We start from the raw sequence: 25,080 nt of genomic DNA, 5'->3' as shown, positions 1-25,080 counted from the left end.
GGCGCGCTCGCCGGTGCTGACCTTCGTTGCCCGCAAGCTCGGCGGACTGATCGCGACCCTCGTCGTCGCGTCGGTCGTGATCTTCGCCGTGCTCGAGGTTCTGCCCGGCGATCCGGCGAGCCTGATGCTGGGCGTCAACGCCCAACCCGACACGATCGCGGCACTGCGTAGCGAACTCGGCCTCGATCAGCCCGCCGCCGCCCGCTACCTCTCCTGGGTCGGCGGCTTTTTCGTTGGCGACTTCGGCATCAGCTACACCTACCGCGTCCCGGTGGCGGAGCTGATTGCCGATCGGGCAATGGTCAGCCTGCCACTGGCCTTGATGGCGCTGATCCTGTCGACCGCGATCGCACTTCCGCTGGGCACGCTCGCGGCGGCCGGACACAATCGCTGGCCGGACGTCTCCATCATGAGCTTTGCCCAGCTCGGCGTCGCGGTGCCGAATTTCTGGTTCGGCATCCTGCTGGTCTACCTCTTCGCCGTCACGCTGCGCTGGCTACCGGCCGGCGGATTCGCCGGTTGGGACGCAGGATTGGGGCCGGCCTTCGCCTCGCTGGCATTGCCGGCAATCGCGCTCGCCCTGCCCCAGGCGGCGATTCTCGCGCGGGTGATGCGCTCGGCGCTCCTGGACGTGCTGCACGAAGACTATATCCGCACCGCCCGTGCCAAGGGTCTGACCGCCGGCTCCACCATCTGGCGCCACGGAGTGCGCAATGCGCTAATCCCGGTGCTCACCATCCTCGGGCTCCAGTTCGCCTTTCTGATCGCCGGCACCATCATCATCGAGAACGTGTTCTATCTGCCCGGTCTCGGTCGCCTAATCTTCCAGGCGGTCGCCCAACGCGATTTGATCGTGGTCCAAAGCCTGGTGGTGCTGCTGGTCGCCTCGGTGGTGACCGTGAACTTTCTGGTCGATCTGGCCTATGCCTGGGTCGACCCGCGGCTGAGGCACGGCCGGCGATGAGCGAAGCGCGCCCCCGTTCCGCGCATGCTGGCCGTCGCAGCGTTTTCGCGCGGGCACTTGCGCACCCCTCCTTCCTGATCGGTGTATCGATCGCCGCGCTCCTGCTTGCCGCCGCGCTGCTGTCGCTGGTCTGGACGCCCTACTCCGTCGCAGAGGTCGTGGTCTCGGATCGGCTGCAGCCACCTACCCTGGCGCATTGGCTCGGCACCGACGCGTTCGGTCGCGACGTGTTCTCCATGATCCTGGTCGGCACCCGCAACTCGCTGGGTGTCGCTGTGATCGCGGTTGCCATCGGGATCGGCATCGGCGTCCCGCTCGGGCTCGCCTCGGCGGCGGAGGGCGGCCTCTTGGACGACGTGCTGATGCGCGGAAGCGACCTGGTGTTCGCCTTTCCCGCCCTCGTCACCGCCGTCATGATCACCGCGATCTTCGGGCCAGGCGCGGTGAACGCCATCATCGCGATCGGGATCTTCAATATCCCGGTGTTCGCGCGGGTGACGCGCGGCGCGGCGAGAGGCTTGTGGTCGCGAGAGTTCGTGCTTGCGGCCCGTGTCGCCGGCAAAACGCCTGCGCGCATCACCGTGGAGCACATCCTGCCGAACGTCGCGAGCCTGATCGTGGTGCAGGGCACGATCCAGTTTGCGCTCGCGATCCTTGCCGAAGCCGGACTCTCTTATGTCGGGCTCGGCACCCAACCGCCGGCGCCGAGCTGGGGCAAAATGCTGAACGACGCCCAGACACTGACGGCGATCGCGCCTTGGCTGGCGCTGACGCCGGGGCTTGCCATCGTGTTCGCGGTGCTCGGCTTCAATCTGCTTGGCGACGGTTTGCGCGATGTGCTCGATCCGCGTCTGGAACGGAGGCGCTGAGCGATGGCGCTTCTGGAAATCGACCGCCTGTCGGTCTCGATCGGGGGCCACCCGATCCTCTCCGACGTCAGCCTGTCCGTCGCGCCGGGCGCAACGCTGGGCATCGTTGGCGAATCCGGCTCCGGCAAGTCGATGACCGCGCTGTCGGTGATGCGGCTCCTGCCGCCGGGCATGACCGCAAAAGGTGCGATCCGACTGCAGGGAGAGGACCTGTTCGCCAAGTCGGAGCGGGAGATGTGCCGCATCCGGGGCGGATCGGTCGGGCTCGTCTTCCAGGAACCGATGACCGCGCTCAATCCCGTGCGCCCGATCGGCGATCAGATCGCCGAGGCCGTGCGGCTGCATCTGCCGCTCAGCCGGGCCGACACCGAGGCGCGGGTTCTGCGGCTCCTTGACCGGGTCGGTCTCACGCGCGCCAAGGTTGGCCCGGAACGTTATCCCCATCAGCTCTCAGGCGGCCAGCGCCAGCGCGTGGTGATCGCGATCGCGATCGCGGCCGACCCCAAGCTGGTGATCGCCGACGAGGCGACCACCGCGCTCGACGTTACCGTTCAGGCGCAGATCCTCACGCTCCTGCGCGAGGTGGCTGCGGCCGAAGGGGCAGCGCTGGTGCTGATTACCCATGATCTCGCGGTCGTCGCCGACATGGCGGAACGGATCGCCGTCATGCGGGACGGACGCGTGGTCGAAGAGGCACCCACACTGGAGCTGTTTCGCCATCCAAGGCAACCGGCAACCCGTGAATTGATCGCCGCGAGCGACTACACGCCGGAACGGCTCCCCTCGCCTACGGTCGACACGCCCGTTCTGGTCGCCGCAGATGATGTCGTGCGTGCCCACCGGCTGACGCGACCGGGGCTGTTCCGGCCCCGTCCGATGGCGCGCGTGTTGGATACGGTATCGGTCGAAATCCGGGCTGGCGAAAGCATCGGCATCGTGGGCGAATCGGGGGCGGGCAAAAGCACGCTGGCGCGCGCGGTACTCGCCCTGGACCGGCCGAACGAAGGCACGATCCGCTTTCGCGGCCGCGACCTGTTCGCCCTTTCCGCAGGCGATTTACGCCGCACCCGGGCGGAGATCCAGGCCGTATTCCAGGACCCCTACGGAAGCTTCGATCCTCGCCACACGGTCGCGCGGATCGTGGCCGAGCCGCTCCATCTTCTGGCGGAGAGCTGCCCGTCGGCAGAGCGCAAACGCCGGGTCGAGGAAGCCCTGGAGCGGGTCGGACTGCCTGCGAACGCGGGCTTACGCTATCCGCACGAATTCTCCGGCGGCCAGCGCCAGCGGATCGCCATCGCCCGCGCGATCGTGACCCGCCCTGCGCTGGTGGTGGCCGACGAGCCGGTTTCGGCGCTCGACGTCACCCTGCGCGGCCAGATCCTCGATCTATTCGCAGAGCTTCGACGCGACATGGGGCTCGCCCTCCTGTTCATCTCCCACGACCTCGCCGTGGTCCGCGCCACCACCGACCGGGTCTACGTGATGAAAGACGGGCAGATCGTGGAACATGGCGAGACCGAGACCGTGTTTCACAGCCCCCGGCATTCCTATACACGCGCCCTGATCGACGCCTCCCCCTCGCTGGAGCGCGCCCTCGCCAAGCGCGCGGCAGCGAGGGAATAAGGGACCGCGCAAAAAAGCGCGGATCGATTTTTCGAGGAAACCTGCGCGCGTCCGATCCGGCCAAACCGGGGACAAGCGCGAAACTTTCCGCCAAGCACCGCGTGCGCCCGTTGCAGCCGGACGGCCAAGGCGCTAGAACGCCGCCACTCGACGATGCACGGCCCGATCGATTGTCCGTCGGTTCGGTCTGCGATCATTCAGGATCGCAAGGCGTCGCGTCGAGCTTCGTTGGGGCGTGGCCAAGCGGTAAGGCATCGGGTTTTGGTCCCGTGATCCCAGGTTCGAATCCTGGCGCCCCAGCCATCTTTTTCAGGTCAAACACCTAGGTTTCAGGTCAAACGCCCAGGTCGCGCCCGCCGCATCGGACCGGACGCCAGGGCGCACCAGTCCTGAAATGACGTCAGGAAATTTGCGCCATCTGACCGCTTCCCGTCAGCATCCGACAAGCCTCGTCCAATCCGACCGGACGGGACATCAGATAACCCTGGGCAAGGTCGGCATCCGCCTGTGCCAGACGGCCGAGGACTTCCTGAGTCTCCACGCCTTCGGCGACCACACTCAGCCCGAGCGCATGGGCCATTGCGACGACCGCCTCCATGATCGCTTCGGAATCGTGCGACGTGGTGCAATCGGTCACGAAACTACGGTCGATCTTCAGCTCCGACAGCGGCATTTGCCGAAGCAGGACGAGCGAGGAATAGCCGGTTCCGAAATCGTCGAGCGACAGACGGAAGCCCTTCAGCCGCAGCCGGACCAGCGCCTCCTTGGCCGATACCGGATCGGACATGGCCGCCGACTCTGTCATCTCCAACGTCACCTTGTCGGGCGCCACACCCTTGTCGCGACATACCTGGGCGAACTTGTCGGCAAGGTGCGGATCGGACAGGTCGAGCGGCGAGACGTTGACGGCAACTCCGCAATTCGGGGAGCACGCGGCGAACCGCACCGCCGCATCGGTCGCCTGATCGAAGACATAGTGCGTCAGCCGGGCAATGCGTCCACTGCGCTCGGCAAGCGGAATGAACTTGTCCGGCGCAATCAGATCGAGATCGGGATGCCGCCATCGCGCCAGCGCCTCGAACCCGACGATGACACCGTCGGACAGACGACATTGCGGCTGGAAATTCACGAAGATCTGGCCCTCGTCGAGCGCCTGATCGAGCGCTTCCGGCTCCAGCGCGAGCGGTTGCTCATGCGCGTTGCGCCGCAGGATGTCGCGGAGTTCCGGCACCCGGAGCGGTTTGCGGCACGTTGCGATGACATCGAACCCACGGTCGCGGGCGACCTGCCCAACCATATCGAGGACACGCGCGTCGAACCCGCTCATCAGGAGAACGCGAACGTTCGCCCCCCGCGCCGTCAGATAGGAAAGGACCTCGACCCCATCGGTATCGGGAAGTTGCAGATCGAGAACGACATGGGTCGGCTCGATCCGATCAAAAGCTTCCCTGAAGGAGCCGAAATCGGTCGTCGCCTCGGCCTCGTACCCGACCTTGCGTGCAACTGTGGCGACCAAGGTGCCGATCGCCGCTTCGTCATCAAGGATCAGCAGACGGTTTGTCACCATAACGGACTCCATCCAGAACCCGCTGCAGAGCCGTCCCAAGGCTCTGACGTGTGACCGGTTTTAGGAGGAACGCAAAATTTGATCTGCGAGCGCCATCTCCTAGGCCAGCGACTTCCGGTAATCCAGAACACATTACTTCGGCCATGCCAGGCCAATTTTCTTCACATCTTGTCACCAATTCGGCGCCACTGATACCCCCGCCGAGAGAATAGTCCGTCACAACCACGTCGAAACTCCGTTGTTCGAGCGCGGCAAGCGCCGATTCGCCATCGGCTTCCTCGACGACCTCGAAGCCGAGATCCTGTAGGTGACGATGCATAACGCGGCGAATCTCCGCGTCGTCGTCGACCAGAAGCGCCGTCCGTCCGGTAAAATTCGCTGCCGTCTCAGAGAGTTCCTCTTCGTTCGCGCCACTGTCGCCGGAGCCGTTGTCGCGCGGCAGGTAGATGTGGAAGGTCGTCCCCAACCCCTCCTCCGAATAGACGGTAATTTCGCCACCGGATTGGCGAACGAAGCCATAGGCCGTGCTGAGTCCCAGGCCGGTCCCCTTCCCGCTTTCCTTGGTGGTGAAATAGGGTTCGAAAATCATCGGCAGCACGTTGGCCGGAATGCCAGTGCCCGTGTCGCTGACGGAAAGGCAGACATAATCCCCCGAGGCAAGCCCCGGCCGCACCGAATCGACCTCGGCCTCGTGACGAACATTCGTCGTCACGAAGGTGAGCGTGCCACCGTTCGGCATCGCATCGCGGGCATTGAGCGCCAGATTGGCAATCGCAGATTCCAACTGACCGGGATCTGCCCGGCAGGGCCACAAACCCTTCACCGGTTCGATCTTGATCTGGATGCTCGAGCCGATCGTGCGCGACAAAAGCTTCGCAAGGCTTTCCACCAGCTCATTGAGGTTGAGCACCTTCGGGTCCAGCGGTTGACGGCGCGACATGGTCAGAAGCTTGCGGGTCAGCTCAGATCCGCGCGTTGCCGCAGACAGGGCCGCACCTACCAATTCCGCGTTCTCCGGATCGCTCTCGACGTTTTCCGCCAGCAACTCCAGGTTCCCGATGATGATCATAAGAAGATTGTTGAAGTCGTGGGAGATCCCGCCCGTCAGGCGCCCCACGGCTTCCAGTTTCTGCAGATGCCCGATCTGCTCCTCGGAGCGCTTCTGATCCGTAATATCCTGAACGACGCTAATCATATACTGCGCCGACCCGGAGGTATCGAACTTGAGGCTGGTCGTCACATGCGCCCAAAAGGTCGAACCGTCTTTGCGAATGAAGCGCTTCTGGCGCCGAAAAACTTCGATTTCCCCGTCTTTGAGCCGACCCATACCGCGGGCTTCCGCGGCGATTTCGTCCGGGTGAGTGACTTGAGAGGGCAACATGCCCAGCAGTTCGCTGTCGCTATAGCCCAGCATCTCCGACAGCAGCCTGTTGGCTCTCAAGAGAGAGCCGTCCAGCTCCGCATGGACGATCCCGACGGCCGCCTGCTCGAAGGTGGCGCGGAATTCCTCCTCGCTTTCCCTGAGCCGTTTCAAGGTTTCCTCGCGGGCCCTGGAGGCACTCAAAGTCGTTGCGATTGCGCGCACGAACGCGATCTCTTCGGGATCGAACGTGCGCGGCGCGACCGTGTGCACCGACAGCATTCCGATCATGCGATCCGCCCCGCGCACCGCAATCGCGAGGCTGCTGACGATGCCGTCTTCGCGCATGCGCGGGGTCGGGTCGAAGCGATCCTCGACCCGCCAGTCGGGAACCAGGACGGGCTCCACGACACCGAGGACAAATTGGGGAAATGAGCCCTGATAGGCCCGCGTGACGTAGGAGCCCTCCCGGCCGGCCATCAGCCCGGCCCCGGCCGCGACGCGAAAGCCGTCGTCCAAGGTCTTGAGGATAAGCGTCGTCGTATCGACCCTGAGGGTGGCGTGGACAAGATCGACGGCTTGCGTGAACAGCGCTTCCGTTCCGCTACTCTCCAGCGCGGCCTGACCGAGCTGGGCGATCGCCGACTGTTCCCTGCGCCGGTGTTCCAATGCGGTCTCGGCCATTTGGCGATGGCGGATTTCTTCCGTCAGCGCGGCGGTCCGCTTGGCCACCTTGCGCTCCAGCTCCCGGTGGAGCGCTGCCCGTTCAAGCGCGATCCCGACCTGCTGACCGATCGCCGTCAGAAGCCGCAACAGGCTGGGTTCCGGCGGCTCCGCTTTCTGCCACAAGAGATCGAGCGTGCCGTGGACCTCCTCGTCGGCGCGCAAGGGCACCAGCACGTGACCGCTCGGGGCGCGATCTTGGATTTCGCGAGCAAGCTCGCAGTTCGGCTCGAATGTGGCCGCCTCGATGGTCGACCACCGCTGGGGATCGCCGCAGGCGCACTGTTCCGTCGGGGGCCGCGAAGCGGACGCTCCACGCTGTAGCATCGGAAGATCGATAAATTCGATGTCGTCGTCGTCCAACGAGGCAGGGCGCATACACAGCCACGCCGCATCTGACGGGACGATCGCAGCGGCCTGGCCCAGCGCCTCGCTCAACACCTGATCGCGGGTGGTGCAGCGATTGAGCGCCTCGGTGACGGACGTGATCGCATTCAGCGATTCCAGAGTGCCTTGCAGGATCTCCTGGTGCTCGCGCAGCTCGCCATTCAGATGCACCGCTTCGCCGTAGGTGGAGATCAGGAGATCCAGGATCTGCTGGCGATCGGCGGAGATGAAGTGGCGCTTGCCGTGGAGTTCGATCTCCGCGCCAGCCTGGAGCTTGCCGCTTTCGCGCAAGACGCGGTTGGTGAAGAGATAGTTGATCCGCGAGATCAGATAGCGTTCGTCATAGGGCTTGGTGATGAAGTTGTCGGCCCCGCAATTGAGCCCCCTGAAAACATCCTCGGCACTCGACAGTCCCGTCACCAGGATGATCGGGATCGAAGCCGTCGCGGGATCCTCTTTCAGCGTCTGACAGACCTCGTAGCCGTCGCGACCGGGCATCACGACATCGCTGATCAGAAGATCCGGGTGCAGGCTGCGGGCCTTTTCGATCGCGGCCGTGCCGTCTTCCGCCGTGAAAACCTGATAGCCCGCATCCTCCAGGAGGATCTCAAGCTGCTGACGCTGCGTCGGACTATCCTCGGCAATCAGGATGCGCCGGACGCCATCGCGACCGCTATCGTCCGGCGTCATCGCGCATCTCCACCCTTCGCCTCTTCAGCAATGCCATCAGAAAATCGCCGAGCGCATCTCCCGCTAGAATATGCTGAACATAGCCCGTCTTGATTGCGGCCATCGGCATGCCTGGCACCACACAGGTCGCCGGATCCTGAACGATTGTCGTCCCCCCTTCTGCCCCCAGACGGGCGAGCCCCTCCGCCCCGTCGCGTCCCATGCCTGTCAGCAACACGCCGGCCGCAGACCGACCGTACGCGTTTCCCACGCTTTCGAACAAGCAATCCGCCGAGGGACGAAAGCCCCCGACCGCCGGATCGTTTCCCAAGCAGATCAGGCCGGCACGATCGATCCTGAGATGCCGCCCTTCCGGCGCGAGATAGATGTGGCCCGCCTGAGCGAGTTCGCGATCACGGGCAACGGTCACCGGAAGCGGTGTCAGGCTCGACAGCCAGGCGGCAAACCCTTCCACAAACCCGGAACTGATATGCTGGACCACCAGTATCGGGCACGAAATTCCCTCCCCGAGCCGCCCCAGAAGAGAGCCGAGCACCTTTGGCGCTCCGGTCGAACCGGCGATCGCGACCATACGAATCCGGTCGGCGGGAGGGCGTGAAGGCTCCGCGCGAGCCGTCATCGTCGGGCGCGCGGCCCAGCGGCGGACCACGGCCACCTCGCTCAACGCCCGGACCAGCCCGGCGAGCGAAGCTTTGGCGGCGGAGCGCGCGCTTGCTTCCGCCTTGGTCGGATCGCCGACGACCGTCAGAGCGCCGGCGGCAAGAGCCGACATCGTCGTTTCCAGATCGGCCGGATCGTAGGCGTCGCGGATGATGATTATCCGAGTCGGGCACGTCTCCATAATCCGGCGCGTCGCGCGAAACCCATCCACGCCCGGCAAAGCGGCATCCATCAGGATCACATCGGGACGCTCCACCTCCGCCAACCCGACCACGGCCAATCCGTCTCCAGTGCGACACACGACCCGCATATCCGGCTCGCGATCGATCATATCCGCCAGTTCGGCACGAACCGCGTCCGCGCGAACGGCAACCAGAACCGTGATCGGCTGGCCTTGCTGTCTGGCGATCATGCGCACCAACCGGCTGGACCGCTCAAAGGTCTGCAGCCGTAATCAGATGTCGCTTGCCCCCCTCCCATACCGAATACGATCTCCTGCAGCGCGCCCTCCCGCGTTTCCTGCTCGCTCAGACTATCTCCGACGATCCGGAAAAATCGACCAACATCCCGAGCCGTTTGGCAAGATCGTTAAGATCCTGCGCCGCCCGTTCCACCTGCCGTGTGCCGCTTGCGGTCTGGTTCGACGACAGTTCGATATTTTCCATCGCCTGGCCGATCTGATCCATGCCGGCGAGCTGTTCCTGGCTCGTCACCAGGATCTGCTGCGCCACCTGAGTGGCCTCGGTCACGCTCGCGGCCAACTTGGCAATGGCATCGCCGGAGCGATTGGCGACCTCGACGCCGTCGTCGGCGGCCCGCACCCCCTGTTCTGCAGCAAGCATCGCGCTTTGGGAGGCCTTCTGGATGTCCGCCAGAATTTCCCGTACCCGTGCGGTCGCCGCCTTCGACTGGCTCGCCAGCGCCCTGATCTCGCTTGCGACCACCGCAAAACCGCGCCCCGCCTCGCCGGCTCGCGCCGCCTCGATGCTTGCGTTGACGGCCAACAGGTTCGATTGCTCCGCAAGATCGTTGACGGAGGCGTTGATCTCCGCGATCGATTCCGCCTGTTCAGTGAAGCCCAGGATCTTCTGAGCAAGCGTCTCCATGCGCTCCTTCGATTCTTGCGTTCCCTCGATCGTAGCCTCCACCGCCTCGCGTCCGGAGCGCGCAACCTCCGAGGCATGAGAAGCGGCATCGGACATCGAACGCGCCTTTTCCATCGCCAGCGATCCCGTCTGCTTCACTTCGAAGACTGTCGCTACGGTTTCGCGAACCGCAGACGCCTCCTGGGAGGTAGCCGTCACTTGCTCGCTGGTCGCGGCCAGGATTTCGGAAGACGCCGAATCGAGATCGGCCGACGCTTCCGCAATGTTGCGCACCATCACTTCCAACGCAGCGGTCATTTCGTTGAGCGCGGCACCCAGCACGTCGAGTTCGGCAACATCGGCCCGCTCGACCCGAACCGACAGGTCGCCGGCGGCGACCCGACGGGCAAGCTCGCCGAATTCGGCAACCGTGTCGCTCAAAGCCTGTCGCTCCGCCCGCTCCCTGTCGAAGCGGACGCGGAGTGCCTCGGACATGCGATTGACCGCGCCTGCCAGCTCCGAGAGTTCGCGCGGGCCAGACGGCTTCGCCGTCCGCCCGAAGTCGCCGTTGGCGACAGCCAACGCCACCTGCCGGACATGATCGAGCGGCCGCGTCAACTGAATCGACGCCAGAACGGCCAACACCAGACCGCCGAGAACCCCAACGCCCGCCCAGATCGCCGAAATCCGGAAAGGCCGGTCGACAATGGCGTCCAGGTCCGAGCGGTTCTGCCCGACCCACACTTTCCATCCCGTCGCCTCCACCGTGGCAAAACCCGCAAGTCGATGACGTCCGCCGGTCCCGACATAGTCGGACACCGTACCGGAGGTCCGCCCGCTCATGGCCTGCCAGACCTCCGAGGAGCCGTAGTTGAAATTCTCAGAGGCCCGGTTGCGTTCCGGATCCACGATCGCGCCAGCGTTGCGCGAGGCCACAATGACGAAACCAGGCCCGGAGGCGGCCAGCCGATCGGCAAGCTTGGTCAGCGTGTCGAGCGTGATCTCGGCCGTCACCAGCCCTCTGAGATCGCCTTGTGGTGTCAGGATCGGCTCGGCGACCGATACGGTCGGTTCCCCATTGACGACCGAGGCATAGAGACGGTCCGCCCAAACGGACTCCCCCGTCCTTACCGCCCGATGGAACCATGCGCGATTGGAAACATCGAACGAGGCCGGCTGAAGCCGGGTCGCGGAGGTCGCCACCAGTCGGCCTACAGGCGAAACCACCCAAAGACCGTTGTTGAGTTCGGGGTAGGCTGCACTTTGGCGCGAAAGAAACGCGGAAACGGCGGCTCGGTCGTCCCAGTTCATGGCGGCGAGTTGGCGGGCGGTAGTCGAAATCAAACGCCTTTGTTCGCCGAGAAAGGCGTCATAGGCCTGCGCTAGCTGATCGGCATCGGAGCGGTATCGATCCAGCGTCTCCTCGAGCAAAAGCCGGCGCATGGAGAGCCCGGAGCCCAAGCCGACGATGAAGGCGGGCGTGACCGTCACCACCAGGGCGCCGATCAAAAGCATGGTTCGAATGTTGAGCCGCACCATTCGTGGGCACTCCAAACGACAGGCACACCACCCTGGCTTCGGCCTCCCCAATGCCGACGGCCATTGCACAAGCGCCTGCGGTCAAACGAGATTCCCCCAGCCGCAGTGGACTTTCCATTTCAACCCGACAAGCTCAGAACATACAACCTGAAAAAGAAACATCTTTAACGTGCACGCCGCGACATAGCACTTCGCGCTCGCGAAAAGACGCGGGCGATTGCCCTTCCGTTACGATGACGCGGAGATCGCTACGTCGGAGAGGAGGCTACCCGAGCTTGCGGGAGATCACGTAGCTTTCGTCGTTGAACCAGAGCCCGCCATGCTTCTTCAAAACATCTCGGGTGGCGTCGAGATAGGCGCCCGAGCGCACGGCTTCGTTCAGCCGTTCGTCCTCGATCTGGTTGACATAGATCGCCGCGTTCCAGGCAGCGAACAATGTCGACGTCCCAATCGGGCCTTCCAGCTCATTGGGCAGGGTGTGCATGTCGTAGCGGAAGATTGCGCGTGAATCCGCGTAGGCGTTGAACTTCAGCTCGCGCCCGGCCGGGCCGAGGATCTCCTTGGCCGCTTTCAGAATGTCGTGGCGGTCGTTTACGAACGGCACCTCCCCCGGCCAAACGCCCTGGATGATCTCCAGGCCGGGGTCGTCGCCATGGGAGTGAATACCGATCAGCCGCCCGCCGGGCCCGAGCGCCCGGGCAAGCGGCGCGACCACCTTTTCCGCCTTGTAGGCGGCCGGAACACGCAAGCGATAGGGCTGCGAGGCGAGCACCAGATCATAATCCGCCCGCATCGCGCCTTGGCGCGGGATCACCGAATCCAGCAGGAAGCGGTGGTCTTCGCGGTAGAGCACCAGCACGACCGGACGCTCATAGATCGGGTTGCCGGTGACCGGATGCGCCTTCGCCTTCCAATTTTCCGCCAGGAAAGGCTGCAGCGCCGTCAACTGCTCCTCGAACTCGAAGGCCGACGACCCGCGCAGCGCCACCTCCTCCCAAACCAGGCTGTTGGCGGCCGCGGGATTGCGAACCCGTAGCCAAGGTGCCTCGGAATAGAACATGTTGGTGAGCACGACGACGCTCGCCGGATGCTCGTAGAACCGGTCCGGCATTTTCTCAATGGTCAGCCGGATGTCCTCCAGGCTGATTTCCTTGCCGGCAATCAGGTGCGGCATGGTGGGATAACGCGCATGCATGGCCCGCATGACCCGGGTCAGCACAGTGCCGTCGCCCACGCCGGCATCGAACAGGCGAATCGCCGGCGGCGTGGGATGGATATTGGCGAGCTCCATCGAGACGCGGTTGGCGACCACCCATTTCTCACTGCAAGTGTTTACGAACAGGAGATATTTCTGCCGGTTGTCGAAGAAGCGGAAATTGCGCGCCGGGTCGCTGGCGTGGGGATCGACGGCCGGGGCATGAACCGTGATGCGTTCGCTGTAGCGGGGTGGAAGGCCATTCAGCGCCGAAAAGTCGATCACGTCACCGCTCGTATCGTGCGCGGTGATGTAGTCCTCGACCTTCTTCAGCGTCTTGAGGGTGATGCTCTTTCCGCCGCGCAGGCGCGCGACCAACTTGCCGTCGTTGGCGACGACCCGGCCAAACGTGGACTCCGCCATTTCGTGGGCACGGCAGAATCGGGTGATCTCGGAGACAAGGGTGTCCGTGTCCACCTCAGCGCATTCCTCACCGATCGAGCGTCTTTGCGGGCGGCACACGCCCTGCGCCGCCTGAGCCTTTGGGGGCGCGAGATAGCGCGCATTTTGCGACCCGTCAGGCTGGAGTGTTTTGCTGAGTTGAGCGCGCGGCCGGTGGGAATGTCAAAGAAAATGATTCCCACTTTAATCGTGGGAAATTTCCACAAGCCTCTCGATGGACCAGAACCTCAGCGGTGAATGAACCGCCAAGGGCTCACTTCGTCCTTCAGATCGAGGGGGATTTCGATCAGGTTTGGCCGCCCGCTCGCGAGCGCCCGCTCCAAGATCGGCTTAAGGGCATCCGGCGTTTCGACTCGCGCACCGTCCACGCCGAAGGATTCGGCGAGCTTCATGAAGTCCGGATTCTCTAGCGCCGAGGCGATCTCCCGACCCTCGAATTGCTGCTGCTGGTCCCGGCGCACATTGCCGTAGGAGCTGTTGTTGAAGACCAGCACCGTTACCGCGATACCGTACTGGACAGCGGTCGAAAGTTCCTGCACGGCGAACATGAAGCCGCCATCCCCACAGATGGACACGACCGGCGCATCCGGCTGGGCCACCTTGGCGCCCAGCGCGGTCGCAAAGCCCGAACCGAGCGTGCCTTGGTAGCCGGAGGAGAGGAAGGTGCGCGGCTTATAGACGGGATAGGCGTACCAGGACGCGAAACCGGTCTGACAGAGCTCGTCGGTGACGATGCCGTCGTCGGGAAGCACATCGCGCAGCGCGCGCAGATAGTCGTAGTGCGGCTGGATCTCCTGGATCTCCTTTGCCGCTTTTGCCTTGGCCGCCGCGATGGCGTCGTCCCGGCGCGCCCTTTCGGCCCCCACCCGGTCGAGTTCGGCGTGAAGCGCCGCAATCGCGGCCGCCGAGCCGCCGAGAATGTCGGCGTCGCCCGGCGCGCGGCGCAGCTCGGCAGCATCGATCTCGATTCGAATCGTCTTCTGGCCATCGGGGCGCCAGGACCAGCGCCAGCCCGGAACCTCCAGCCGCGTGCCGATTCCGATCACCAGATCGGTCTCCGCCCACAGCTCGTAGGCGTCGGCGATGGTGAGCCCCAGCGGTTCGCGCTCGGAAACGATGCCGCGGCCGGAGCGAAAGCCGACCACCGGCGCCCCGATCCGCTCGGCAAGTGCCCGGACGGCCTTGGCCGCTTCAATCGCGCCGGAGCCCACGAAGATCATTGGCGCCTTGGCGGCCGCCATGGCCGCCGCGGCATCCTTGACCTTGTCGATATCTATCGGCGGTTCCGGATAGAGGGCCGGCGGCTCGGTGAAAGCGACCGGCGCGCGGGCGGTGAACTGGTCCCAAGGCATCTCCAGCGCGGCCGGACCACGCCTCAGCGACATCATCTCCTGAAAGGCTCGGCCCATCTGCATGGGTACGGCGCTTGGGTGATCGACGCGGCCGGACCACTTCGTCAGGCCCTGCAAGGTGGCGAGCTGATCCGGCATTTCGTGCAGATGGCCACGTCCCTTGCCCAGGAATGGGCTCGGCACCTGCCCGGTTAGGCACAGCACCGGCTCGTTTCCACCGAGCGCGGTGATCAGCGCCGCCCCGGTGTTGAGGATGCCCGGGCCCGGCACGACCGAATAGACGCCTGGGCGGCCGCTCGCCCGGGCATAGCCGAAGGCCATATAGCCGCAGGCCTGCTCATGGCGAGCGCCAATCACCCGGATCCGGTTGGAGCGCGCCAGCGCATCGAACAGCCCGTAGATCTGGGCCCCGGGCAAGCCAAAGACGGTATCAACCCCTTGCGCCTCGAGCCCGCGAACGAGTGCCTCACCTCCGCTGATCGCTTCCATTGCGTCCCCTCCAAATCCTTTGTCGGTCGAACCGGTTGTTCACCTCTATAGGACGAAAGCCGGTCCGCTGCCGAGGGGCCGATGGCCGCAATCGCGGCAGGTCGACGACAATTCGTTACAGGCCGCCGACAAGCTGCGACCCGTCGAAAATCAGCAGCGACACCGCAGCGACATTCATCGCCCACCTTCTCCATCGTCGGTGACGATCAACGCACCGATCGACCGCGCGCCGTCGGGACCCGTTGCCCCAGACGGATCCTGGCGCGCGCGGGAGCAACAGGGTCCCATGGTACCTGGAGCAACAGCGATGACCCGTCGATCGTCTATCGCCGCCATTGCCCTTGCGATCGCAACGCTCGGCTTTGCCGGCGCGGCCAGCGCAGCGAACACGGCTATCGCGACCGCTAATGTGAACATGCGAGCCGGTCCGAGCACATCCTATCCGGTCGTTCGCATCGTGCCGGCCGGCGCCAACGTGGCAAGCTATGGATGCGTCGCCGACTATTCCTGGTGCGATGTCGGATATGGCGGCGCTCGGGGATGGGTCTCGGCGTCCTACCTCACCACCGTCGTGCGCGGCGCCACGGTCGTCGTCTCGCCGACGGTCGGCTTCCCGGTGGTCACCTACGCGCCGACGACCTATTGGAATCGCTACTATACGGCCTATCCGTGGTACGCCCGCGGCCCCGCTTACTATAGGCCCGCGCCGCGCGCCTACCGGGCGCCAGCTCCCTACTATGGCTGCCGCAACGGCTGCTCCGGCAGCCGCACCGTCACCGGACCGCGCGGAAACAGCGCAAGCCGGTCCTGGTCGTTCCACCGGTAGTCACCCCCGAATCCAGCCGACCCGTCGCCGTCTGTCCGAACCGAGGCTCGCCGGCGCCAGAGCGGCAGGATGCCCCGAGGATAACCCCAAAGGAGACACAGCATGCAGCTTTCCACCCTGAAGTTCACCGCCATCGCCGCTTTGGCCGGGTCGCTCCTTATCGCCGGCGCCGGGCTCACCCAGGCCCAGCAGCTCAGCCAGTCCCAGATGCGCGCCGTCGGCCAGGCCTGCAAGGCCGACATTCAGAGCCTGTGCTCCGGCGTTCAGCCTGGCGGCGGCCGGGTCGGTCAATGCCTGCAGCAGAACGCCGACAAGCTGTCGAGCGGCTGCAAGACCAAGCTCAGCGAAGCGCTCGGAAAATAGCAGTCGGCCGAGGGGAGCCTGACGGCGCCGTCATCGGTGACTTCCGATCTCGTGTCGATAGCCGGTGGCGGCGGCCAAACCGCCCTTCCTTCCAAAGTGCGCCCCGGTCTGCATGGCTGGGGCGTTTTTTGTGCCGCTTCGATCAGGCGTCCGGTCCGCTTCGAGCACGAAACAAGGGCAGACGGACGGCGAACCGGGCGCCGCCCGACGGCGCATCTCCGATCACCAAGGTCCCGCGGTGCGCGCCGACGAGACTGACGACAACGGCCAGGCCAAGCCCGGCGCCGCCGGTCAGCCGGCTGCGGGAGGACTCCATCCGCACAAACGGTTCCAGCAGAACTTCCCGGAGATTTTCCGGCACCCCGGTGCCCTCGTCGTCGACCAGTAATGCCACTTGGTCTCCCTCCACCTCCAGGCGGAGATGCGCAACGAAGCCATAGCGCAGCGCATTGTCGGACAGGTTGGCGACGATCCGGCGCAGCGCCAGCCGATCCCCGAGCACCGTCGCGCCCTCAGCGTTTGGAGCAATCACCAAGTCGATCGGCGCCCCCGTCGCCTTGCGGTCGTCCACCTCGGCGACCACCAGCTCGTCGAACTCGACAAGCTGTTCCGATAGTTCGCCCGCGCCCGCGCGACTGGAGAGCAGCGCGTCGTCGAGCAGGTGGATCATGTCCGCGATGTCGGCGATTGCCCGCTCGCGTTGCGGCCCTTCCGGCAGGTCCTCCAGCCGCAGACGCAACCGGGTCGCAAACGTCCGCACATCGTGCGAGATGCCGCCCATCATGGCCATGCGCGCGCGCAGAAGGTTGGAGAGACGACGCTGCAAGCGATCGAAGGAATCGATCAACGAGCGGATTTCCGGCGCGCTCGACCGCGCCTGGGGCAGCTCGATCGGATCTCCGGAGAGATCCATGCGATCGGCCGCAGCGGCCAGTCGTTTCAAAGGCCGCGTTTCGCGATGCATGATCAAAAGCGCGATCAGAGCGATCACCGACCCGATCATTCCGGCCCCAAACCCGATTGGAAGCCCGATACGGGAAACCAGGAGCGGACTGCGCGTATCGACGACGAGCACTTCGCCGTCGCTCAATCGGATCCGAAACTGCAGCGCATTGATGGCACCCAGGAAGATGGCCGGAAAGCGCACTTCAACCGCGTCGGCCGGGCGCCGTTCGATGGAGAATTGATAGTCCTTCAAAGCGGCTTCGTAGCGCGCCACGATCGACGGAGCGACGGTCGAGGAACCGATTGCCCGCGGCGACTGAAAATGGACCTGCAGCCCGCGCGTATCGATGGCCTGCACAATCAGTGCACGTTCGTCGGACGAAACGGTCTCCACCAGCTCGATCAATGCCGCCAGGGCATCCGGCTCGATCAGGGACTCAAGGCGCGAGTCCCGGGTGTTGTAGTAGTAGGAGGCGACCGCCACCATCCAACTGATCAAAAGCGCGATCAGAACCGTGGCTGTTATCCGGCCGGAAAGACTGGGGCGCACCGTGAAAACCCGTCCGTTCTGCAGAACCCTCGAGGCTATTCGAAGTTCGTAACAGCCTCTAGACGGCTCCAAATTCTTGTTTTGACGCGTTTCTCCGAAACGCTCTAACTCACCGCCTTCACCTGCGGGACGAACAGATAGCCGCCATTGCGCACGGTGGAGATCAGATCGGCGCCAGGATGTTCCGCATCGAGCTTGCGACGCAGCCGGGAAACCAGCATGTCGACGGTGCGATCGTAGGGATCGGCGGTCCGGCCATGGGTCCATTCCAGGATCTGATCACGGGTCAGAACCCGGCGCGGGCGCTGGACGAAGCAGGCGAGCAGATCGAACTCGGCGGTCGTCAAAACCACCGGAGGTCCGTCCTCGCGCGCAAGCTGGCGCGCATCCAGATCGACCACGAACACGTCGAAAGCATAGCGACGGTTCTGCGGCTGAAGCCCGTTGCTCTGATTGCGCCGCAACAGCGCCCGCACCCGTGCCAGAAGCTCCCGCGGCCCGAACGGCTTGACGAGATAATCGTCGGCACCGAGTTCCAACCCGACCACCCGGTCGATTTCGTCGCTCTTGGCCGTTAGCATCAGGATCGGCATCGTTTCGCGATTGCGGATGCGCCGGCAGATCGAGAGCCCGTCCTCTCCCGGCAGCATGATGTCCAAGATCAGAAGATCCGGACGGCAGCGCGACATCACGGCATCGAGCCCGGCGGCATCCTCCGCCTCTTCCACCGTATAGCCCTCGCGCCGCATCATCTCGACGACCATGCCCCGGATTTCCGGGTCGTCCTCGACGATCAGGAGGGTGGTTCCGACGGCGCTCATGAGGATCTTGTCCGAGATCGCCGTCGGGCGCGCAAGTGGAAACGTCTCGGATGACACACCGTTACGTTCGCGTGACCGTGTGCGACGGAGCGATGTATCACGACCACAGAGGGCTGACATGCTCGCGTCACACTGTGCCGGTGCGACGCAGCGCGAACCGAAGGGCGTTTCCGGAGGGGAACCGGTTGCCATCTCGCCAGGAAACGCTCTCGCAAACGAATTCGAAGCTTTGGGAAGACGTCATGTCGTCCACCGCCTCAGACGCAGCGAACCCTACATCAATCGGCCGGCCCGTGCCCTCAGCCCCGGCGCCACGGACATCGCGTCCCGGCCTTATCGCGGCCTACCGCGCGCTGAACCGCAACCCGATCACCGCCTTTTCCGAGCGCGCCTATAACGAGCCGATCGTTTCCCTGATCCGGCCCGGCCGCGCCCTGCTCGTGAGCGATCCCGAGGCGATCGAGCATATCCTGGTTCACAATGCCGGCAACTATCGCAAGAGCCGTCAGCAGCAACGACGGCTTCAGCCGGCCCTCGGGAGCGGCCTTCTCACCTCCGAAGGCGAAGTCTGGCGCTCCACGCGCCGGCTTGCCGCGCCGTTGTTCAGCCCGGCCGCAGTCGGTCATCTATTCGACGACATGGCAGCGGCAACTCGCCAGATGGCGATGCGTTGGCAGACCGCCATCGCGCCCGACCAGGCGGTCGATCTGGCCGCCGAATTTCAACGTCTGACCTACGAGATCGTATCGCGCACGATATTCTCCGGCGCCCTCGATCAGGACCGGGCGCAGATCCACGCCCACATGGCGATCTACTTCGACACCCTTGGACGGATCGATCTTTCGTCGTTCTTCGATCTGCCGGAATGGTGGCCGAGTGCGACGAAGGTGAAAGCGCGGACCTCCTTGCGCACCTTTCGCTCCGTGGTCGACACCGTCGTCAAAGGCCGGCTCGAAGGGTCGGACGGAAGTGCGGTGTCGGGGGACCTTTTGGATCGGCTAATGCACGCCAGCGACCCGACCAGCGGACGCAAGCTTGATGCCGACGCGATCGCCGACAATGTCTTGACCTTTCTGGCCGCCGGCCACGAAACGACGGGCAACGCGCTGGCCTGGATCTTCTATCTGATGGGGCTGGACCCGGCGAGCGAAGCGCGGACGCGCACGGAAATCGACGAGGTGATCGGCGACGGCCCGGTGTCGCGCGAAGCGCTCGACCGGCTCACCTTCACCAAGGCGGTGATCGACGAAGCGATGCGGCTGTATCCGCCCGCCCCGTTCATCGGCCGGGAGGCGCTGGCATCGGACGAGGTCGCCGGCCACCAGGTGCGCAAGGGCAGCCAGCTCGTCATCTCGCCTTGGATTGTCCATCGCCATCGGCTCCTGTGGGACGATCCGGACCAGTTCCGTCCCGAGCGCTTCTTATCGGAGGCCGCCAAGACGATCCCGCGCAGCGCCTTCCTGCCGTTCGGGCTGGGGCCGCGTATCTGCATCGGCCAGCGCTTTGCCCTGCAAGAAATCCTGACCGTCCTGGCGATCCTCGTGCCCCGCTTCCGCGTACGGCTTGCCGATCCGGCGGCGGTGGAACCGCTCGCCCGGATCACTTTGCAGCCTGCGCGGGGCGTCGCGGCCTACGTCACGCCGATCAAAGCGTGTCGAGAGGCACCTTCAGGAACCGCCGCCCGCTCGTATCCGGAGGCGGAAGCTGGCCGGCTTTCATATTGATCTGAAGCGATGGGATAATCAGTTTCGGCATGTCGAGGGTGGCGTCGCGCGCCGTACGCATGGCGACGAATTCGTCCCGCGTCTTGCCGCCGCCGACGTGGATGTTGTGCGCCTTCTCGTCGCCGACCGTGGTCTCCCAGCGGATGTCGCGCCCATTCGGCCCGTAATCGTGACACATGAAGAGCCGCATCTCGTCGGGCAGCGCCAGAACCTTCTGGATCGAATCGTAAAGCATGCCCGCATCGCCGCCGGGAAAATCGGCCCGTGCACTGCCGGAATCCGGCATGAACAGCGTATCCCCCACGAACGCCGCATTGCCGATGACATGGGTCATGCAAGCCGGGGTGTGGCCCGGCGTGTGCATGGCGAACGCCGGCATGCTCCCGATCTGATAGGTGTCGCCATCCTCAAACAGCCAATCGAACTGGCTGCCGTCGCGCTGGAATTCCGTGCCTTCGTTGAAGACCTTGCCGAAGGTGTCCTGGACGACGGTGATGTTCTTGCCGATACCGATTTTGCCGCCAAGCTTGTTTTGAATGTACGGCGCAGCGGAGAGGTGGTCGGCGTGGACATGGGTCTCGATCAGCCACTCCAGCTTGAGGCCCTTGTCGGTAATGAACTTGATGATCTCGTCGGCATGCTCGAACGCGATGCGGCCGGCGGCATAGTCGAGATCCATCACGGAATCGACCACGGCGCAGGCGCTCGAAGTCGGATCCTTGACCACGTAGCTGATGGTGTTCGTCGCCGGGTCGAAGAACGCGGTGACCTCGGGCTTGACCGAAAGGTCGACGGGATAAGTGGTCATGGTGGTGTCCTCGTTTCCTCCAAGAGCACGATGACGCTCAGTCATTCTGCTATAACGACGCCAGAGCGACGACATGGCGACAATGCGCCAGATCAATATTAGCAATCTCTGATATATAAGCCGGGGCCGGTGGCTGCCACGTGGCCGCGTCAGCCTGCCTCATTTGCCGAGAAAGCGCGCCAGGCGCTCCATGCCTTCGACCATATCGTCATGAGAGCCGGCAATGGAAAAGCGCACGTAACGGTGCCCCCTGATCCGGTCGAAGTCTGGACCGGGCGTGACGGCCACGCCCTGCTCCTGCAGGAGACAGCGCGCGAAGTCGACCGAATTGTCGGAAAAGGGTGAGATATCGGCATAGAGATAGAAGGCGCCGTCGGCTGGCAGGATTTCCGTGAAGCCAAGCTTCGGCAGCCGGTCCATGAGAAGCTCGCGGTTCTTTGCGTAGACGGCGCGCACCTCCTCCAGATCGTCGCGCGCATCGAAGGCGGCCATGGCCGCTGCCTGGGAGAGCTCCGGCACGGAGATGTAAAGGTTCTGGGCAAGCCGCTCGACAGGCCGCACGAGCCGCTCCGGCAGCACCATCCAGCCCACTCGCCAGCCGGTCATGCAGTAATATTTGGAGAAGGAGTTCACCACGATCGCATCGGCGGAGGTGGCGAGCGCCGTCGCGGTCTTGCGGCCGTCATAGACGAGGCCGTGATAGATCTCGTCTGAAATGAACCACATGCCCATTTCTTCGGCCGCCTCGATCAGCGCGGCGAGCGCGTCGGGCGTCATCATCGTGCCGCTCGGGTTGGCGGGACTGGCAACCAGCACCCCGGCGAGCGGCGCTTCCCCATGGGCGGCCGCGAGCAGTTCCGGCGTCAATGCCCAGCGGGTCTCCGCCGTGGTTTCGATCTCCACCGGCACGAGATCGAGCGCCTTCAGGATGTTTCGGTAGGCAGGATAGCCGGGCGACGGCAACGCGATGCGCGCGCCGGCATCGAACCCGGCCAGAAAGGCAAGCATGAAGCCGGCCGAAGATCCTGTCGTCACGACGACGCGCTCGGCGGGAACGTCGACCCCGTAGGTCTCCCGATAGTGGCTAGCGATCCGAGCGCGAAGCGCACCGCGACCAAGCGCCTCAGTATAGCCGATCCGGCCATGGCTGAGCACGTCGCGCGCGGCATCCAGCACCGCCTTCGGCGCCGGCGCACCGGGCTGACCGACCTCCATATGAACGATATGGCGGCCTTCTCCGGCAAGTCGCGTCGCCTCGGCAAGCACGTCCATTGCCAGGAAAGCGTCGACTTGGCTTCTCTGCGATGCGTCGGGCCTCACGCAAAACCTCGCTGGGTGCATCCTTTCAATTTGGTGGTAGACTGGAATGGTCCGTGAAATCCAGCGGACATCCGCGCCATCTGACGAAGGCGTGACCCAAACCGCCCCGATCTCGCCCTATTTCGCGATTGGCTTGAAGATAGCCGGCCGCGCATGGCACCAAAAGGTCGGCCCGGACCTGACGCGCCGGTCTTTCGCGTGACAGCCATTTGGACACCCATGACGTACGACGACGATTGCAACGCCCCTCGTCGGCCATTGCAGCCCCGGCATGGCGCGCTCCGTCGCGCCAGCGGCGCGCTTGCGGTTGCCGCCGTCGCCCATCTCGCCTTCGCTCCCGTGCCGGCGAGCGCTCAAGGTCCCAACATTTCCATCGTGCGCGATGCGGAGGCCGAGCAGCTCCTGCGCGACTATACGGCGCCGATCTTCCGGGCGGCGGGCATTGCGAGCTCCAATCCCGAGATCATTTTGAACAACGACGACAGCTTCAACGCTTTCGTCGCCGATCCGCGACGCATGTTCGTCAACACCGGCGTGATCGAGCGTTCCAAGACGCCGAACGAGGTGATCGGCGTGCTCGCCCACGAAACCGGCCACTTGGCCGGCGGCCACTTGGTCCGGCTGCGCGACGCGCTCGCTCGCGCCCAGGTGATGGCCGCGCTTGCCACCATCGCCGGCGTCGGCGCCATTGCGGCGGGCGCCGCCACCGGGAGCCACGCCACGGGCGGCGCCGGCATGGCGGCCCTTGGAGGCGGCATGGGCGCGGCCCAGCGCTCGCTCCTGTCCTATCAGCGCACCGAGGAGCTGTCGGCCGATCGTGCCGCCCTCACCTATCTGGAGCGCACCCACCAGTCGCCGCGCGGCCTCCTCACTACCCTGCAAAATTCCGCCGACCAGCAGCTTTTCTCCGCGCGCTATGCCGATCCTTACGCGCTCTCGCACCCGGTCGCCCGCGACCGCATTGCCCAGCTTGAGCAAAAGGCCAAGCAGAGCCCCTACTGGGACAAGAAGGATTCGCCCCAGCTTCAGCATCGCCACGACATGGTGCGCGCCAAGCTGATGGCCTTCACCGAGCATCCGAGCCGGGTGCTGAAGGCCTACCCCACCTCCGACAACAGCCAGCCTGCGCAATATGCCCGCGCCATCGTTGCCTACCGCACCGGCAAGCCGCGCGCGGCGCAGCAGGTGATCGACGCGTTGATCCGGACGGAGCCGAACAACCCCTATTTCTGGGAGCTGAAGGGCCAGGCGTGGCTCGAAGCCGGTCGTCCGCGCGAGGCGATCGCACCTTTGCGCAAGTCCGTCTCGCTCGCGCCGGCGCCGGGTCTGATGCGCATCATGCTTGGCCAGGCGCTGGTTGGCGCGAATGACCCAGCGCTTCTCGGCGAGGCGATCCGTGAACTGGAACTCGGCCTGCGCGAAGAGCCGCATTCCGAGCTTGGCTATCGCCAGCTCGCGATTGCGCACGCACGCCGCGGCGACACCGCGTTGGCCGATCTCGCCACCGCCCGCGCCATGATGATGCGCGGCCAGTTCCAGGAGGCCAAGCGCTATGCAAATCGGGCTCAAGCGAATTTGAAGCGCGGAACGCCGGCGTGGCTTCAGGCCGACGATATCCTGGCGTATAGCCCTCCCAATCTGCGGGCTCGCTAATATTGGTTTGCGAGCCGGTCTCGCGACATCCTCATTTGCGGCCGTGCCCCCGGCCGCCCATTGGAGACATGCCCATGCGGCTCAAGACAGCCCTCCTCGCCGCCGCATTCGCGGTCCTCGCCGTGCCGGCTTCGGCCGACGAGTTCAATCCGGCTCAGAAGGCGGAAATCGAGACCATGATCCGCAGCTACCTCCTGGAGAACCCGGAGGTGCTGGAGGAGGCGTTCGGGAAGCTGCAGGACAAGCGCCGCGAGGCCGAAAGTGCCGCCCAGCGTCAGGCCGTGTCGGAAAACCAAAACACTCTGGAGAACTCGTCGCGCCAGGCCGTGATCGGCAATCCGGAGGGCGATGTCACCCTGGTGGAGTTCTTCGACTACAACTGCGGCTATTGCCGCCACGCCAATTCCGATCTGCAAAAGCTGATCGAGGAGAATCCGAACCTGCGCGTCGTACTTAAGGAATTCCCGGTGCTGGGTCCGCCGTCGGTCGAGGCGGCGCAGGTCTCCATCGCCGTCAACACGGTCGCGCCGGATCGCTACGCCGAATTCCACGACAAGCTGATCAGCTCGGAAAATCGGGTCGACGGAGCCGCCGCACTCGCGATCGTCGACGAGATGGAGCTGGACCGGGCCGCGATCGAAAAGGCAATGGACGCCGACAACGTGCAGACCACGATCGAAGAAGTCTACGATCTGGCCAACTCGCTGAACCTCACCGGCACGCCGTCCTACGTTGTGGCCGGCAACGCCTATGTCGGCGCCGTTGGCTTCGACACGCTGCAGGCCAGCATCAACGAGGCAACCTGCGGCGAGACCAGCTGCTGAGGTTTCGGCAAGCGAGTTCCTTACCCTGACACGATACAAACGGGCGCATTCCACGGGAAACGGGGGATGCGCCCGTTTCGGTTCCCGTGCTTTATTGGCGCCTTTCCAGGCGAGGTGGGAACCGGTTAGCCGTCCGGAAACGCGTCAAAATATACGGTTCGAGCCGTTCGGCGATTCCACGAAAAGCTAAACGGGTTTAGTTGGCAAAGGCGGGGCGGAATTCCCCGTTCGAACCCGATCGAGCGGGTGCGACCTTTCGGTTCGCCGCGACCCAGCCTATA

The 25,080-nt window shown here is 64.6% G+C and carries 18 protein-coding genes and 1 tRNA gene; 9 read left to right on the top strand and 10 right to left on the bottom strand.

Annotation, left to right across the window (positions count from 1 at the left end):
- The first annotated feature begins 13 nt into the window (after positions 1 to 13).
- The 4 genes from HNS03_RS08810 to HNS03_RS08795 all read left to right on the top strand — a co-directional run bounded on the left by HNS03_RS08810 (position 14) and on the right by HNS03_RS08795 (position 3,759).
- Entirely contained in the window at positions 14 to 964 is a 951-nt protein-coding gene (locus HNS03_RS08810) for an ABC transporter permease (protein WP_367194606.1), read from the top strand.
- Positions 961 to 1,833, top strand: a complete 873-nt coding sequence (locus tag HNS03_RS08805) for an ABC transporter permease (RefSeq protein WP_367194604.1) — start codon at positions 961 to 963, stop codon at positions 1,831 to 1,833. Before HNS03_RS08810 ends, HNS03_RS08805 begins: the two co-directional genes overlap by 4 nt.
- Before the next feature lie 3 nt (positions 1,834 to 1,836).
- A complete protein-coding gene (locus tag HNS03_RS08800; protein ID WP_367194603.1) occupies positions 1,837 to 3,456 on the top strand; it encodes an ABC transporter ATP-binding protein in 1,620 nt (539 codons plus the stop codon).
- A gap of 229 nt (positions 3,457 to 3,685) precedes the next feature.
- Positions 3,686 to 3,759, top strand: a tRNA-Gln gene (locus HNS03_RS08795).
- A 97-nt stretch (positions 3,760 to 3,856) separates the two neighbouring features.
- Here HNS03_RS08795 and HNS03_RS08790 read toward each other — a convergent pair.
- From HNS03_RS08790 to HNS03_RS08765, 6 genes are all read right to left on the bottom strand, one after another.
- Positions 3,857 to 5,023, bottom strand: a complete 1,167-nt coding sequence (locus HNS03_RS08790; RefSeq protein WP_367194602.1) for an EAL domain-containing protein — start codon at positions 5,021 to 5,023, stop codon at positions 3,857 to 3,859.
- Positions 4,995 to 8,183: a response regulator gene (locus tag HNS03_RS08785; RefSeq protein WP_367194600.1), complete on the bottom strand. Its 3,189-nt coding sequence runs from the start codon at positions 8,181 to 8,183 to the stop codon at positions 4,995 to 4,997. Before HNS03_RS08785 ends, HNS03_RS08790 begins: the two co-directional genes overlap by 29 nt.
- Positions 8,167 to 9,255 carry a chemotaxis protein CheB gene (locus HNS03_RS08780; RefSeq protein ID WP_367194598.1) on the bottom strand — a complete coding sequence of 363 codons (1,089 nt, stop codon included), beginning with the start codon at positions 9,253 to 9,255 and terminating at the stop codon, positions 8,167 to 8,169. The genes HNS03_RS08785 and HNS03_RS08780 overlap by 17 nt, the downstream gene beginning before the upstream one ends.
- A gap of 115 nt (positions 9,256 to 9,370) precedes the next feature.
- Complete coding sequence (locus HNS03_RS08775; protein WP_367194597.1) at positions 9,371 to 11,467, bottom strand: methyl-accepting chemotaxis protein; 2,097 nt, start codon at positions 11,465 to 11,467, stop codon at positions 9,371 to 9,373.
- Positions 11,468 to 11,732: 265 nt separating this feature from the next.
- Positions 11,733 to 13,139, bottom strand: coding sequence for a hypothetical protein (locus HNS03_RS08770; RefSeq protein ID WP_367194595.1), 1,407 nt, complete (start codon positions 13,137 to 13,139; stop codon positions 11,733 to 11,735).
- 212 nt (positions 13,140 to 13,351) lie between these two features.
- A complete protein-coding gene (locus tag HNS03_RS08765) occupies positions 13,352 to 14,965 on the bottom strand; it encodes a thiamine pyrophosphate-dependent enzyme (protein ID WP_367194593.1) in 1,614 nt (537 codons plus the stop codon).
- A gap of 307 nt (positions 14,966 to 15,272) precedes the next feature.
- On the opposite strand from HNS03_RS08765, the gene HNS03_RS08760 reads away from it, so the two are divergent.
- Together HNS03_RS08760 and HNS03_RS08755 are read left to right on the top strand one after the other, a co-directional pair.
- Positions 15,273 to 15,791 (top strand): SH3 domain-containing protein, encoded by a 519-nt coding sequence (locus HNS03_RS08760; protein ID WP_367194591.1) that lies wholly within the window; start codon positions 15,273 to 15,275, stop codon positions 15,789 to 15,791.
- A 102-nt stretch (positions 15,792 to 15,893) separates the two neighbouring features.
- On the top strand, positions 15,894 to 16,154 hold the full coding sequence (locus HNS03_RS08755; RefSeq protein WP_367194590.1) for a cysteine rich repeat-containing protein: 261 nt from the start codon (positions 15,894 to 15,896) through the stop codon (positions 16,152 to 16,154).
- Between the two features lie 142 nt (positions 16,155 to 16,296).
- Here the strand turns inward: HNS03_RS08755 and HNS03_RS08750 are convergent, their stop codons facing one another.
- A complete protein-coding gene (locus HNS03_RS08750) occupies positions 16,297 to 17,649 on the bottom strand; it encodes an ATP-binding protein (RefSeq protein WP_367194588.1) in 1,353 nt (450 codons plus the stop codon).
- A gap of 104 nt (positions 17,650 to 17,753) precedes the next feature.
- Positions 17,754 to 18,470: a response regulator gene (locus HNS03_RS08745; protein WP_367194586.1), complete on the bottom strand. Its 717-nt coding sequence runs from the start codon at positions 18,468 to 18,470 to the stop codon at positions 17,754 to 17,756.
- A 242-nt stretch (positions 18,471 to 18,712) separates the two neighbouring features.
- Between HNS03_RS08745 and HNS03_RS08740 the strand changes: the two genes are divergently transcribed.
- The gene (locus HNS03_RS08740) at positions 18,713 to 20,194 is read left to right on the top strand and encodes a cytochrome P450 (RefSeq protein WP_367194584.1); all 1,482 of its coding nucleotides are present in this window, start codon (positions 18,713 to 18,715) and stop codon (positions 20,192 to 20,194) included.
- On the opposite strand, the gene HNS03_RS08735 is transcribed toward HNS03_RS08740, so the two are convergent.
- Positions 20,115 to 21,002: an MBL fold metallo-hydrolase gene (locus HNS03_RS08735; RefSeq protein ID WP_367194582.1), complete on the bottom strand. Its 888-nt coding sequence runs from the start codon at positions 21,000 to 21,002 to the stop codon at positions 20,115 to 20,117. The genes HNS03_RS08740 and HNS03_RS08735 overlap by 80 nt on opposite strands.
- Before the next feature lie 159 nt (positions 21,003 to 21,161).
- Positions 21,162 to 22,274 (bottom strand): pyridoxal phosphate-dependent aminotransferase, encoded by a 1,113-nt coding sequence (locus HNS03_RS08730; protein ID WP_367194770.1) that lies wholly within the window; start codon positions 22,272 to 22,274, stop codon positions 21,162 to 21,164.
- 267 nt (positions 22,275 to 22,541) lie between these two features.
- Between HNS03_RS08730 and HNS03_RS08725 the strand changes: the two genes are divergently transcribed.
- Entirely contained in the window at positions 22,542 to 23,975 is a 1,434-nt protein-coding gene (locus HNS03_RS08725) for a M48 family metalloprotease (protein WP_367194581.1), read from the top strand.
- A 74-nt stretch (positions 23,976 to 24,049) separates the two neighbouring features.
- A complete protein-coding gene (locus HNS03_RS08720; RefSeq protein WP_367194579.1) occupies positions 24,050 to 24,799 on the top strand; it encodes a DsbA family protein in 750 nt (249 codons plus the stop codon).
- Positions 24,800 to 25,080 lie beyond the last annotated feature (281 nt).

This window comes from Amorphus sp. 3PC139-8 (genome assembly GCF_040750475.1).
In the GTDB taxonomy this organism is placed as follows: domain Bacteria; phylum Pseudomonadota; class Alphaproteobacteria; order Rhizobiales; family Amorphaceae; genus Amorphus.
Note: the sequence above shows the minus strand (reverse complement) of the source record. Positions and strands in the feature narration are given on the sequence as shown.